Annotated in this window: 14 protein-coding genes and 1 pseudogene; 10 read left to right on the forward strand and 5 right to left on the reverse strand. The window is 71.7% G+C overall.

Annotated elements, in window-relative coordinates; translation table 11 throughout:
• Window positions 1-140: 140 nt before the first annotated feature.
• Complete coding sequence (locus tag O7600_RS27945; protein WP_281591356.1) at window positions 141-746, reverse strand: TetR/AcrR family transcriptional regulator; 606 nt, start codon at window positions 744-746, stop codon at window positions 141-143.
• A gap of 130 nt (window positions 747-876) precedes the next feature.
• Between O7600_RS27945 and O7600_RS27950 the strand changes: the two genes are divergently transcribed.
• From O7600_RS27950 to O7600_RS27960, 3 genes are read left to right on the forward strand one after another with little or no spacing between them, the layout of a single operon-like run.
• A complete protein-coding gene (locus O7600_RS27950; protein ID WP_281591357.1) occupies window positions 877-1,980 on the forward strand; it encodes an aldo/keto reductase in 1,104 nt (367 codons plus the stop codon).
• Between the two features lie 11 nt (window positions 1,981-1,991).
• A complete protein-coding gene (locus O7600_RS27955; protein ID WP_281591358.1) occupies window positions 1,992-2,108 on the forward strand; it encodes a nuclear transport factor 2 family protein in 117 nt (38 codons plus the stop codon).
• Window positions 2,109-2,113: 5 nt separating this feature from the next.
• Entirely contained in the window at window positions 2,114-2,203 is a 90-nt protein-coding gene (locus O7600_RS27960) for a limonene-1,2-epoxide hydrolase family protein (protein ID WP_281591359.1), read from the forward strand.
• 84 nt (window positions 2,204-2,287) lie between these two features.
• Here the strand turns inward: O7600_RS27960 and O7600_RS27965 are convergent, their stop codons facing one another.
• Window positions 2,288-3,028: an alpha/beta fold hydrolase gene (locus tag O7600_RS27965; RefSeq protein ID WP_281591360.1), complete on the reverse strand. Its 741-nt coding sequence runs from the start codon at window positions 3,026-3,028 to the stop codon at window positions 2,288-2,290.
• Between the two features lie 56 nt (window positions 3,029-3,084).
• Between O7600_RS27965 and O7600_RS27970 the strand changes: the two genes are divergently transcribed.
• Window positions 3,085-4,065 (forward strand): YafY family protein, encoded by a 981-nt coding sequence (locus O7600_RS27970; RefSeq protein ID WP_281594291.1) that lies wholly within the window; start codon window positions 3,085-3,087, stop codon window positions 4,063-4,065.
• Between the two features lie 9 nt (window positions 4,066-4,074).
• Complete coding sequence (locus O7600_RS27975) at window positions 4,075-4,401, forward strand: TraR/DksA C4-type zinc finger protein (protein ID WP_091579045.1); 327 nt, start codon at window positions 4,075-4,077, stop codon at window positions 4,399-4,401.
• A 29-nt stretch (window positions 4,402-4,430) separates the two neighbouring features.
• On the opposite strand, the gene O7600_RS27980 is transcribed toward O7600_RS27975, so the two are convergent.
• Window positions 4,431-4,994 (reverse strand): NYN domain-containing protein, encoded by a 564-nt coding sequence (locus O7600_RS27980; RefSeq protein WP_281591361.1) that lies wholly within the window; start codon window positions 4,992-4,994, stop codon window positions 4,431-4,433.
• Between the two features lie 247 nt (window positions 4,995-5,241).
• Here O7600_RS27980 and O7600_RS27985 point away from each other — a divergent pair, with 247 nt between their 5' ends.
• From O7600_RS27985 to O7600_RS27995, 3 genes and pseudogenes are all read left to right on the forward strand, one after another.
• A complete protein-coding gene (locus O7600_RS27985; protein ID WP_281591362.1) occupies window positions 5,242-5,637 on the forward strand; it encodes a GntR family transcriptional regulator in 396 nt (131 codons plus the stop codon).
• Window positions 5,634-6,532, forward strand: a pseudogene (locus O7600_RS27990) (ABC transporter ATP-binding protein). The gene O7600_RS27985 and the pseudogene O7600_RS27990 overlap by 4 nt, the downstream one beginning before the upstream one ends.
• Window positions 6,529-7,500: an ABC transporter permease subunit gene (locus O7600_RS27995; RefSeq protein WP_281591363.1), complete on the forward strand. Its 972-nt coding sequence runs from the start codon at window positions 6,529-6,531 to the stop codon at window positions 7,498-7,500. The pseudogene O7600_RS27990 and the gene O7600_RS27995 overlap by 4 nt, the downstream one beginning before the upstream one ends.
• A 49-nt stretch (window positions 7,501-7,549) precedes the next feature.
• Here O7600_RS27995 and O7600_RS28000 read toward each other — a convergent pair whose 3' ends face one another.
• Complete coding sequence (locus tag O7600_RS28000) at window positions 7,550-8,653, reverse strand: FUSC family protein (RefSeq protein ID WP_281591364.1); 1,104 nt, start codon at window positions 8,651-8,653, stop codon at window positions 7,550-7,552.
• A 225-nt stretch (window positions 8,654-8,878) separates the two neighbouring features.
• On the opposite strand from O7600_RS28000, the gene O7600_RS28005 reads away from it, so the two are divergent.
• Together O7600_RS28005 and O7600_RS28010 are read left to right on the forward strand one after the other, a co-directional pair.
• Window positions 8,879-9,235, forward strand: coding sequence for a nuclear transport factor 2 family protein (locus O7600_RS28005; RefSeq protein ID WP_281591366.1), 357 nt, complete (start codon window positions 8,879-8,881; stop codon window positions 9,233-9,235).
• A 229-nt stretch (window positions 9,236-9,464) separates the two neighbouring features.
• Window positions 9,465-10,004: a DinB family protein gene (locus tag O7600_RS28010; RefSeq protein WP_253866601.1), complete on the forward strand. Its 540-nt coding sequence runs from the start codon at window positions 9,465-9,467 to the stop codon at window positions 10,002-10,004.
• Between the two features lie 265 nt (window positions 10,005-10,269).
• On the opposite strand, the gene O7600_RS28015 is transcribed toward O7600_RS28010, so the two are convergent.
• Complete coding sequence (locus O7600_RS28015; protein WP_281591367.1) at window positions 10,270-11,730, reverse strand: hypothetical protein; 1,461 nt, start codon at window positions 11,728-11,730, stop codon at window positions 10,270-10,272.
• Window positions 11,731-11,803: the final 73 nt, after the last annotated feature.

The following is an 11,803-nucleotide window of genomic DNA, read 5'->3' on the forward strand; positions in this document are numbered from 1 at the left end:
GCGTCGAGACCGCTCCGATCGGCTCGCCGAGAGTTCGCACCGAAGAGGTCACTGGTTCGATCCCAGTACCTCCTGTCATCGATAGGTAGGTAGCAAGCACGTCACCGTGACTACCAGCAACGGGCTTCTCCGCCAGACCCTCAGTTGGCGGGTGCGCCGGCGCGTAGGCGTTCGATGGTGAGGTCGAGGGCGGCTTCGAGGTGGTCGGTCTTCCCGGTGTTGAGCAGCAGCAGTACGCCGCCCTGGATGCCGGCGAGCAGCGCTGCGGCGGACCGGTCGGCGTCGAGGTCCGGGGCGATGTCGCCGGTCGACTGCATGTGCCGGATGCCGTCGGTGATCGCCTTCTGCCAGCGCCACATGAGCCCCGTCACGATCGCCTGCGCGCCGGGTGCCCGCCGGCCGGTCTGGCCGAGCAGACCGTTGAGGGGGCACTTCACCCCCTGTGCCTGGTACCGCTCGATGAGCCTGTCACGCCAGGCGAGCCAGGCCGGCCAACTCGTTAGGTTGCTCAGCATCGGCTCCTGGTCGGTGAGGACCTGGTCGGCCTCGTGCTGCGCCACCGCGAGCAGTAGCTCCTCCTTCCCGTCCGGGAAGTAGTGGAAGAGCTGCCCCTTGCTGGTGCCGGTGTGGGCCATCACGTCTTCGAGGCGTACCTCGTCGACGCCGCGCTCCCGGATCTCGGCGGCCGCGCCGGCGACGATGCGGGCCCGGGTCGCCTCGCCCTTGCGGGTCAACGCCCGTGTCATGGGACCTCCTGATCTGGGTCTGCGGTCCGACCCTAGCTCGGTTTCTGGACTTGCAGGTCCATTTTTGGCGAGCAAAGGTCTGCGACACGCGGCTCGCACGGGGCCGACAGATGATCGGGAGGACGCGACGATGAACCACTACTACCTGCTCGGGCGGTCCGGCCTGCGGGTGAGTCGGCTGGCGTTGGGCACCATGAACTTCGGCGTCGGCGGGTTCCACGCCGCGTACGGCCGGACCGAGGAGGAGGCGGAGCCGATCTTCCGCCGGTATCTCGAGGCGGGCGGGAATCTCATCGACACGGCGGACTTCTACACCGCCGGGGAGAGCGAGAAGATCCTCGGCCGCCTGATCGACCGGGCCGGCGTCCGCGAACGGCTCGTGCTCACCAGCAAGGCCACCAACACCGTCGACCCGAGCGACCCCAACGCCAGCGGAAACGGGCGGAAGCACCTCATGCGGGCGGTGGAGGCGTCACTGCGCCGGCTCGGCACCGACTACATCGACCTGTACCTGCTGCACACGTGGGACCGCATCACCCCGGTCGAGGAGGTCGTGCACACCCTCGACGACCTGGTGCGCTCCGGCAAGATCCGGTACGCCGGGCTTTCCGACGTGCCGGCCTGGTACGCGGCCCGGGCGCAGAGCTACGCCGAGGCGCACGGCCTGGCCCCGATGATCAACGTACAGCTTCCGTACTCCCTGGTCAGCCGGGGCATCGAGGCGGAGTTCGTGTCGATGTCGCAGACCCTGGGCATGGGGCTCACCGCATGGAGCCCGATCGGTGGCGGCCTGCTCAGCGGAAGGTACCGACGGACCCACGAGGGCGTGAGCGGGACGGGCCGGTTGACCAACCCCGACGCCGTGGGCCGGGCGATCAGCCCGAGCGACTGGCGGGTTATCGACGCCCTGGAGAGCGTGGCGGCCGACCTGGGCCGCAGCATGGCGCAGGTGGCGATCAACTGGGTGGCCACCCAGCCCGCCGTCGCCTCGGTGATCATCGGGGCGAGCAGCCCCGAACAGCTCGCCAGCAACCTCGGCGCGCTCGACTTCGAGATCCCGGCCGACGCCCGCCGCCGGCTCGACGAGGCCAGCGCTCCGGACCTGGGGATGCCGTACGGCATGTTCACCGCGCAGTACCAGTCCTGGGTGGTGAGCCCCGGCCTCGGTATCGGCGACAAGCCCGCCGGCTACGCCCCGCCGGTGTTCAACGGCGCCACCCACCCCACCACGTGAAGGAACCCGACATGGCACCGAACAAGGACACCCTCGTTCGTGAGTTCGTCGAGGCGTTCAACACCAGAGACGCCGACCGCCTCGCCCCGTACCTGCACCCCGACGTGGTGTTCCACTGGCGCCGGTGATGAACATGGCGATCTACGAGATCCGGGACGGGAAGATCGCCGCCTGGCGGGACTACACCAACCCGCAGTACGCCAGCAAGCTCGTCAGCGGCTGACCCACCCACGTGCCCGTGGCCACGAACCCGCCGCCGGGTCTCGTGGCCACGGGCCGCAACCTTCTGGGGGACGACACGCGCAGGCTATGCCGTCGGCCTGGCGTCGTGCAGGATCTGGGCCAGCTCGGCCGGTCGGCTGAGCATCGGCCAGTGCCACGTCGGCAGTTCCTCGTACCGCCACGAGTCGCCGGCCATGTGCCGGCACAGCGGCACGGTGGCGGCCATCCCGCGTGCCTGCTCGGCGCTGAAGCTCGACAGCACGCCGAGGCGGGGCAGCTTCTCCCACGCCCCGGTGAGCCGCACCGGGCTGGTGGCGGTCGCCCACGGTTGGGCCACCGACCGCTCGTCGAGCAGCGCGACGACCGAGTCGTCGACACCTGCTGCCGCCGCCAGTTGGGCCCACGGCGGGGGTGGCAGCCGCCAGCCGTCGCCGTGCTCGGCGACCAGCGCCGCGTTGCGGTCACGCTCCTGGGGTGGGTTGAAGTCGTCGTTCGCCGCCCCGTCGGGTAGCGGGCCGGTGTCGACGAAGACCAGTTGGGCGATGCGGTCGGTCATGCGGTCGGCGGCGGCGGTCGTCACCACCGCGCCGGCATAGCTGTGCCCGACGAGGACCACGTCGTGCAGGTCCTCGTAGCGCAGCAGGTTGACCACGTCGGTGACGTGGACGTCGAGGTCGGTGTCCGGGCGGGCCAGGTGGGCGCGCTCGCCCAGGCCGGTCAGGCTCAGCGGATACACCTCGTGGCCCTGCCCACGCAGGGCGGCGGCGACCGGGCGCCAGGCCCACGCGCCGAGCCAGAACCCGGGAACCAGTACGAATGTCGTCATGCGTGCCACGCTACGATCAATACCGGACAGATTCCGCCCGGATGAGGAGTCGAACTTTGGCCCGGCCCACCGCGCGGGTGCTCGCGCTGCTGGAGATCCTCCAGGCGGGTGGCGGCTTCACCGTCGCTGACCTGGCCGGTCGGCTGGGCGTCGACGAGCGCACGGTCCGCCGCTACGCCGCGCACCTCGCCGACCTCGGCGTCCCGGTCGAGGCCCGGCGCGGTCGCTACGGCGGGTACCGGCTCGCGCCCGGATACAAGCTGCCGCCCCTGATGCTCACCGACGAGGAGGCGGTCGCCGTCATGCTCGGGCTCGTCGCCGCCACCCGGGCGGGGCTGGTCACCACGGAGGGCGCGGCCGCCGAGAGCGCGACCGCGAAGATCCGCCGGGTGCTGCCGGCCGTCCTCGCCCGGCGGATCGATTCGCTGCTGGGCACCGTGGACTTCACCGCACCGATCCGCAGGTCCGCCCCGCCCGGCATCGAGGTGCTGCTGGTGCTCGCCGAAGCGGCCCGACACCAGCAACCGGTGAGCATCACCTACACCAGCTGGCGCGGCCGGTCCGGCGAGCGGCAGCTCGACCCGTACGGGCTGGTCTTCCACGCCGGCCGGTGGTACGTCACCGGTCACGACCACCACCGTGGGGCCGTGCGGACGTTCCGGCTCGACCGGATCGGGACGGTCCGCCCCACCCAGGGCAGGTTCGACGTCCCGGCCGGCTTCGATCCCACCACGCAGGTCCTCACCGGTATGGCGGCCGTGCCGTACGCGCACGACATCTCCGTGGTCCTGCACACCAGCCTGGAGGAGGCGCGGCGACGGATCCCGCCGTCGGTCGGCGCGCTGACCGAGGTGCCCGGCGGAGTGCGCCTCACCACCCGGGCCGAACGGCTCGACGGGGCGGCGCAGATGCTCGCCGGGCTCGGCTGGCCGTTCACGATCGACCGACCGCAGGAACTCAGGGACGAGGTACGCGCCCTGGCCACCCGCCTGCTCACCGACACCGACGCCGACGACGTGCGGGCGGGCGGCCGTTAGGCTGCCCGGATGGTCCGGGATGAACTGCTGCGGCTGCGCGCGAGGGCGGAGGCCGAGGCGGCGACGCTGGCCCAGGATCTGCAGGCGCTGTTCCTGGCGTCGCGGGATTCGAATGCCGACGACGAGCACGACCCGGAGGGCGCCACCATCGGCTTCGAACGCGCCCAGTTGACCGCGCTGCTGGCCGGGGCGCGGAAGCGGATCGCCGACGTCGACGACGCGCTGCGTCGGGTGGACGCGGCGACCTACGGCGTCTGCGAACGGTGTGGGCAGCCGATCGGCGAGGAACGGCTCGCCGCCCGGCCGTTCGCCCGCTTCTGTATCAAATGCGCGTAAGCCGTCAGGGGTCCGCGGATGCTGTCGGCCTACAGGAAGCGCTCGGGGTCGAAGCTTTCCAGGTCGATGATGCGTACCCGGGGAAGGACGTTGGTGAAGCAGCCCGCGTCCTCCTCGATGTCGAACACCTGCAGGCCCGGCAGGTCGGCGAAGCCGGCGTTGAGGAACTCCTTGAACCCGACGATCCCGACCTGGTGATCACTGCGGAGGAGATCGTCCATCTGTGGCAGGAAGTCGCCGTCGTGGCTGGCCAGCATCACGTTGCCCGGGCGCCGGGCGATGGCCTCCAACGTCCGCTGGATGCCGATGTCCACCACCTTCTGATCCGAGGATCCGGCGAGCGGAATCGGCCGGTATTCCAGGCTCAGGAGGGCCCGGACGAACGGCATCGGCAGACCGCCGCCCGAGGCGTTGAGGAAGAACAGCGCCTTCACCGGCTGCTGCCACGTGTCCCGCGCGAAGTCCCGCAGACGCTCCCACCGGGGTCGCTCCGCCGGGGCCGGCCGGCGCTCCAGAACACTGTTGCCGAGAGTGGCATCGATGTTCTCCCCGTCCACGATGAGGTACGTGACGGGTGCGGTGGTGCCGGGCATGGGCGTGCCTTTCGAGTCGAGCAACGAGCGCGGACCGGTCGAGCCCGAGCGTCTGACGTGCCGGAGGATGCCGTGCTCATGGTCAAGGGTATGGCCTGCCGACCCGGCCGGCGGACAGCATCCGCCGATCACCTCGTGGTGTGCGCCGCGGTCTCGGTGCTCCTGGGCCGCTACGCGGGCATGTCGGCGTTCTTGACCGGCCATTTACTGCTTTACTATGGTGCTAGTAAAGCAGTAGGGGGCTTCCGTGTTCGTCTTCCGGCTCGACACCCACTCCGGGGTGCCGCCGTATCTGCAACTCGTCCAGCAGGTCCGCCAGGCGGTGCTGCTGGGCTTCCTCCAACCCGGTGACCGCCTCCCGCTCATCCGCGAGGTGGTCGAGGACCTGGCGATCAATCCGAACACCGTCGCCAAGGCCTACCGGCAGATGGAGCAGGAGAACCTGGTCACCGGCCGGCCCGGCCAGGGCACGTTCGTCAACGAGCAGCAGTCCGCCGCGATGCCCGCGTCGACGTACACGTCGTTGCGCCGCGGCCTGGCGGCCTGGCTGCGCCGCGCCTACGCGGCCGGCCTCGACGAACAGGCGGTCAACGCGATCTTCGCCTCCGTCCACCAGCAGACGAGGAATGAGGACGTGGCGTGACAGCGACCGGGTTCGCGCTGCGCACCGCCGGCGTGGGCAAGCGCTACCGGAAGGGCTGGGCACTGCGCGACTGCACCCTTGCCCTGCCGGCGGGCGGCGTGATCGCCCTGGTCGGGCCGAACGGCGCGGGCAAGACCACGCTGCTGCGCCTGGTCGTCGGGTTGCTGGCGCCGAGCACCGGCACGGTGGAGGTCCTCGGCCACGACGTCACCGCCAGACCCCGCAGACGCTGTCCCGGGTCGGGTTCCTGGCCCAGGACCATCCGCTGTACAAGCGCTTCACCGTCGCCGAGCTGCTTCGCTTCGGCCGGGCCTGCAACCTGCGGTTCGACCAGGGGCTGGCCGAGCGCCGGCTGGCGAAGCTGGGCATCCCGCTCGACCGCCGGGCCGGCACGCTCTCCGGCGGGCAGCAGGCCCAGGTCGCGTTGGCCCTGGCCCTGGCGAAGCGCCCGGACCTGCTCGTCCTCGACGAGCCGGTGGCCAGCCTCGACCCGCTGGCCCGGCACGAGTTCCTCCAGGTCCTCATGGGCGCGGTGGCCGAAGGCGGGGTGACCGTCCTGTTCTCCTCCCACGTCGTGCACGAGCTGGAGCGCGTCTGCGACCACCTGGTCGTGCTCAACCAGGGCCGGGTCACCCTCACCGGTGACATCGACACCCTCCTCGCCGAGCACCGGCTGCTCGTCGGCCCGCGCACGGCCACCGACCTCGACCGGGCCGGGGCCGTCGTGGAGGCCGTCCACAGCGACCGGCACACCACCCTGCTGGTACGCGACGGCGGGCTCCCGGCCGCGCCGGGGTGGCAGGCCCGACCGGTCGCGCTGGAGGACCTCGTGCTGGCGTACCTGCGCCGGCCGGCCGAGCCGAGCGCCGCGGTCACGTCGGGGGTGGCGGCGTGACGTGGTTGATCTGGCGCCAGCACCGGACCGAGGTCTGCGTCCTGGGTCTGCTCGCCGGCGTGTTCGGCGTCGCCCTGCTCGTGCTCGGGACGCAGGCCCACGACCTGTTCCCCGGCGGTGCCGCCCGCTGTGCGGGACAGGTCGGTGGCAACGACGCCTGCGCGGCGTCCTTCCGCCGGCTCGACGAGGAGTACGGCTACGTCGAGAACCTCCTGGCCGCCTTCTACCTGGTCCCCGTCGTCATCGGTGCGTTCCTCGGCGCGCCGCTGCTCGCGCGCGAACTGGAGGACGGCACCTGGCAGCTCGCCTGGACGCAGGCCGTCCCGCGGATGCGCTGGCTGGCGGCCAAGCTCGCGGCACTGGCCGGCGTCACCGTCACGATCACCGGGATGTTCACCGCGGTGCTCACCTGGTTCCGTCAGCCGTTCGACGCGTGGGAAGGACGGTTCCAGTACGACGCCTTCGACCTGGAGGGACTCGTCCCGGTGGCGTACGCGCTGTTCGCGTTCGGCGTCGCCACCGCCGCCGGGGCGATCCTGCGGCGCAGCCTGCCCGCGTTCGGCGTCGCGTTCGGGGCGTTCCTCGCCGCCCGGATGTCGGTGGCGCTGCTGGCCCGTCCCGCGTACGCCACGCCGCTGACCAGCATGGAGCCGGTCCCCGCCGGCGGCGCGGCGGACCAGGCGGGGCACCTGCCGAGCTTCGCCGACTGGACCATCGACCACGGCTACGCGGACGCGACCGGGCGCAGGCTGAGCGGCACCGAGTACGCCGAACTGGAGGGCGCCGCCGACCGGGCCGGCACCAACCTCAACCAGTTCCTGCACGAGCGGGGCATCCAGCAGTTCGGGGTCTACCACCCGGCCGACCGGTTCTGGACGTTCCAGCTCATCGAGGCGGCCCTGTTCGTCGCCGTCGCGGCGGTCCTGATCGGGGTGGTGGCGTGGCGGGTGCGGCGCCGCATGGTCTAGTGCCCTCACCGAGGATCGCTCCGGGGAAGCCTGACCCAGCGTCCGGGCGTCAGGCCCGGCTCAGACCGAGCGCCTCGTCCACCCGGTCCAGCACCGTCGTGTCGTCGTGGCCGACGCCGCGCAGCAGGTCGATCGCGGTTGCCCGGATCTGTCCGACGATCATGGTGACCGGCAGCGGCGGGTCCGTCCGCAGCAGGCCCGCGGCGATCCGGACCGCCTCCAGGGCCGCCGCGTCGGCCTGCTGCGCGTGCCGGTCCGCGTCGGCGCCGCTGAGGTCGCGGGCCAGAGCCTCCCCGGCCGACCGTACGGCGGCGGTCAGCGCGCTGATCGCGGCGGCCAGCTCCGGCGGTGTGGCGGTGTGCCGGCGGGTCAGGGTCACGCCGGCCCGGGCCAGCACCCGGATGTTGCGGGCGGCGTAGTCGAGCTGCCGCAGCGTCGCCTCCACCTCGACGAGCTTGCCCAGGTGCCGGCGGCGCAGTCCCAGCCGCAGCGTCTCGCCGGTGGCGAGCACGGCGGACTGCAGGTGGGCGACGCAGTCGTCCACCTGCCGGGCCTGGTCCAGCGCGTCCCGGGCGGCGTCCTCGTCGCAGCTGCGCAGCGCCGCGTTCACCTGGTCGAGCAGGTCGGCCAGGTCGGTGTAGCTGCGCCGGGCCTGCGCCACCAGCGGCTCCAGCGGGTCACGGGCGGCCATCACCTGGCTGGCGGCCAGCGCCACCGCGCCGCCGATGAGCGCGTCGACGAAGCGGAACGGCATCAGCGTCCCGCTGGGCGCGGCGACCACGACCAGGTACATGGCCGAGACGCTGGCCTGCACGACCAGGGCACGGCGGGCCCCGATGACCACGAGCGTCGTGGTGGTCAGCACCAGCACCAGCAGGACCGTGCCGGTGCCGGGGCCCAGCGCGTACACCAGCAGCTCCGCGGCGAGCACGGCGGCGGCCACGGCGAGCAGGATCTCGACGGTCTGCCGCAGCCGTCGCCCGCGGGACTCGCCGAGCACGACGAGCGCGGCGGTCGGGGCGAAGAACGGGTCAGGGTGCCGGATCACCACCGCCGCCACGATCCAGGCGACCACCGCGGCGCTGGTCAGCTCGACCACGGTCATCCCGTCGCCCCGCAACCGCGCGACGGCGCCGCGCCCCCATGTCCGCACCGGTGGTGGTCCTCTCGCCGGGCGGACCGGGACCGGCCGCCGATCGATCTTCTGCGAGGAAGCCCACTACCCCGCCCGTGACCTGCTCAATCGCTCAGGTGGCGGGCGGCCGACCGGCCGCGCACGTCGTGGTGGCGAACGCGCCGTGTTTGATCATGTTGCGGTGGCGTTCTGCCGCGAGCGAACCCCCTTGTCCCGGTGCGGGGCGCTGGAGAGGATCGGTGGATGGGTCTCCATGCTGCGGAACGGCAGCTGCAAGCCGCTCAGCGCGGCGGCGATGTCGATTCCCTCGACGCGCTCCTACACCCCCGGGTCGTGGCTGCGGGACCGGACGGGTCGATCTTCTCGAAGGACGATGACCTGGAGAGCTACCGCTCGGGGGCCCTGCGCATCACCAACCTGGTGGAGGAGTCGCTCGACGTCCAGGAAGACGGTGAGACCGGAGTAACCCGCACGGTCGCTGTGGTCGATGCGGTTCAGGGCGGTGCCGTGGTGTCCGCGCGGCTGCTCTACACCCGGCTGTGGGTGCGTGAGGACGGCAACTGGCGGGTGTTGGCCGCCACCCTCGCCCCGGTCCGGTGAGCCTGTTCGGCGGGTCCTCGGTGTGGCCACGGCGTTGCCCTCACTGGGCAGCGAATCATGTTTTGCTGTGTTTCCTCCAGAAGGAAGTATCAAGCTCCGCCGGCGCACGCGGCACGACGAGGCCGCTTCCAGCGATGAGCGAGCGGCGATCGGTTCCTTCAACGGCTGTCGAGGTTGGTGCACCGCAACTCGCTTGACCGGTGCGGTCCGCTCACGATGGGGTGGCGCCGTGAGTAAACTGTGGACCGCCCCCGGGGACGATCCCAGGACTTTCGGTGAGCCCGTCGGCGAGAAGGCGACCTACCGGGAGTACCTCGGCAACTACCGTCTCACCATAGAGATGAAGTGCGACGGACTGGACGCCGAGCAGCTCGGTCGACGCTCGGTGCCGCCCAGCACCCTGAGCTTGCTCGGCCTGGTCCGCCATCTGGCTCAGATGGAGAACCACTGGTTCCAGCGTGTGCTGCAAGGGCGGACCGACGCACCGTGCCTCTACCAGCACGAGGACGACCCAGACTGGGACTTCGGGGGCGCGGACCCCGACCCGGCGGTGGTGAAGGACGCCTTCGCCACCTGGAAGGCCGAGATCGCCAAGGCGGATGAATGGCTCGACGCCCTTGAGGAGGCCGACCTGGGCCGCGAGGTACCGGCCGACGGTGGCAGCCACGCCACGCGCGACGTACTTCTTCATGTGATCGAGGAGTATGCGCGGCACGCTGGCCACGCCGACCTTCTGCGCGAGTGCATCGATGGGCGAACCGGCCTGTGACCCATCGGGGCGGTGGGTCAGCGAAAGGAGCGCCGTCCGGGTGCGACCTCACCGCGAGGAACGGCGGTGAAGCAGAATCGAGCATCGTCACGCCGCCGACCTGCACCTGAGCGACGGCCGTCGCGACTGACAGGCGTCCGCCCGTACCGCGATCGCCGCTCGACGGTGGATGCGGGGTGACGCCGGCAGGGTCCTCGGGCGGCGCCTGAATGAAGCTGCACGGATCATCGCCGTCGGCGGGCGGTCCCGCATCCGACGTCGACGGTCATCCCTGCCGATCGGCACGACGCCGGTGGGCGATCGCCAGCGCGTCGGCGGCCAACGAGTCGGGGCCGCCGACGCGCCAGCTCGCGGTCTCGGCCGCGACTGCCTCCACGTCGCCGCGTTCGGCGTGCGCGTAGGCGCGGATGACGGCGCCGCTCCACGTCCCGTCCGGCCAACGGCCGGCCCGCCACCGGCCGGAGGCGAGTTGCTCGGCGCGGGCCTGGGCGGCTCGTTCGCGGTCCTCCTCGATGGCGGCGAGCATCGCCTCGACGTCGCCCAGCCAGCTCTCCATGCGGGGCAGGTTCCGCGCCAGCCAGGTCCGCACGACGGCGGCGGCACGTTCCACGTCGGCTTGGGCGGACAGCGAGAACCTGTGGTCGGGCATCGCCGCGCCGTCGTCGGTCGCCACCAGGCGATGACGCCAGACGCCGTGGTGCGGTGTCGCGTCGCGGAGCGGATCGTCCTTTCCGAAGAGGTACCGCAGGTGCGGTGCGAGCAGCACCCCGACATTGATGAAGAACTCGACCTCACCCCCCAGCGTGGCGGTGCGTTGGATGTCGAGCGCAATCCCGTTGCCCTCTGGGTGGAAATGCCGGAAGACCAGCCCTCGGCGGACGAAGCCGGCGGCTGTCAGGTCGGCTTCGACGAGCTCGACGAACCGTCGCAGCAAGGCGTTCACGAGGCCGCAGAGTACCGTCCCCGCCTGCCGACCTCGTGGCCCTGTTCGGACCCGGGCGAACAGGTTCAACCCCAGGGCGTACGCGGCGGCGCTCACCAGCAGCGCGGCGCCGGCGCCGCGCCCCCAGTCGCCCACCGCCACGGGCGGTACGGCCCAGACATCCGTCGACAGTCCGGCCAACGCGACTGCCGTGCCGGCCGCGATCGGCGGGACGACCCACAACAGCCCGGACGGCGCCTCGAACCGGTCGTCCTGCAGCAGCCCGGTCAGGGTGGCGACGAACCAGCCGAGCAGGAACAGGAGCACGAGCGGCCAGCGCGCCGCGGGTCGCCGCAGGCGCCCCCCGAGCAGCGTGCCGAGGCCGACGCCGGCGGCGGCGTAGAGCGGGTACGCGGCCACCTCGCTCAGGAGGACCCGCACCAGGACCGGTTCGTCGAGCGCCCCGGTCGCGAAGAAGATGCCCTCGCGACCCCGGGCGAGCGGGTACGCGACCACGACGGCCACCCCGGCCAGGAGCACCGCGAGCGGGATCGCCGCCGCCAGCGCCCTCGCCTGCGTGTTCCGGACGGCGAGGGCGGCGCCGGCCAGTAACGCCAACGCCTGCCCACACAGGACGCCGGAGGTGTATCGGAAGATGCGCGTGGTGTGGAGCAGCTCATGCTGCTGTGCGTCACCCTGCGCGTCGTAGTTGACCCAGAAACTGTAGAACCCGTCGTTGAACGGCATCGCCACGAACACCAGCAGCGCCATCGCCGGCACCGACCAGACAGCGGGGTGCGTCACGGTGCGCCGGAGGGTCGGCAGACGACGGTGTGCCCTCCCCGCGGACATCTGCCAAGCCTGCCGTCCCGGCCGG

Source organism: Micromonospora sp. WMMA1998 (genome assembly GCF_027497375.1).
GTDB lineage: Bacteria > Actinomycetota > Actinomycetes > Mycobacteriales > Micromonosporaceae > Micromonospora > Micromonospora sediminicola.

What these genes read in the sequence shown, in the direction of transcription:
- O7600_RS27945 (WP_281591356.1), bottom strand. Translation starts at nt 746, where the DNA reads ATGACACGGGCGTTGACCCGCAAGGGCGAGGCGACCCGGGCCCGCATC.
- O7600_RS27950 (WP_281591357.1), top strand. Translation starts at nt 877, where the DNA reads ATGAACCACTACTACCTGCTCGGGCGGTCCGGCCTGCGGGTGAGTCGG.
- O7600_RS27955 (WP_281591358.1), top strand. Translation starts at nt 1,992, where the DNA reads ATGGCACCGAACAAGGACACCCTCGTTCGTGAGTTCGTCGAGGCGTTC.
- O7600_RS27960 (WP_281591359.1), top strand. Translation starts at nt 2,114, where the DNA reads ATGGCGATCTACGAGATCCGGGACGGGAAGATCGCCGCCTGGCGGGAC.
- O7600_RS27965 (WP_281591360.1), bottom strand. Translation starts at nt 3,028, where the DNA reads ATGACGACATTCGTACTGGTTCCCGGGTTCTGGCTCGGCGCGTGGGCC.
- O7600_RS27975 (WP_091579045.1), top strand. Translation starts at nt 4,075, where the DNA reads ATGGTCCGGGATGAACTGCTGCGGCTGCGCGCGAGGGCGGAGGCCGAG.
- O7600_RS27980 (WP_281591361.1), bottom strand. Translation starts at nt 4,994, where the DNA reads ATGCCCGGCACCACCGCACCCGTCACGTACCTCATCGTGGACGGGGAG.
- O7600_RS28005 (WP_281591366.1), top strand. Translation starts at nt 8,879, where the DNA reads ATGGGTCTCCATGCTGCGGAACGGCAGCTGCAAGCCGCTCAGCGCGGC.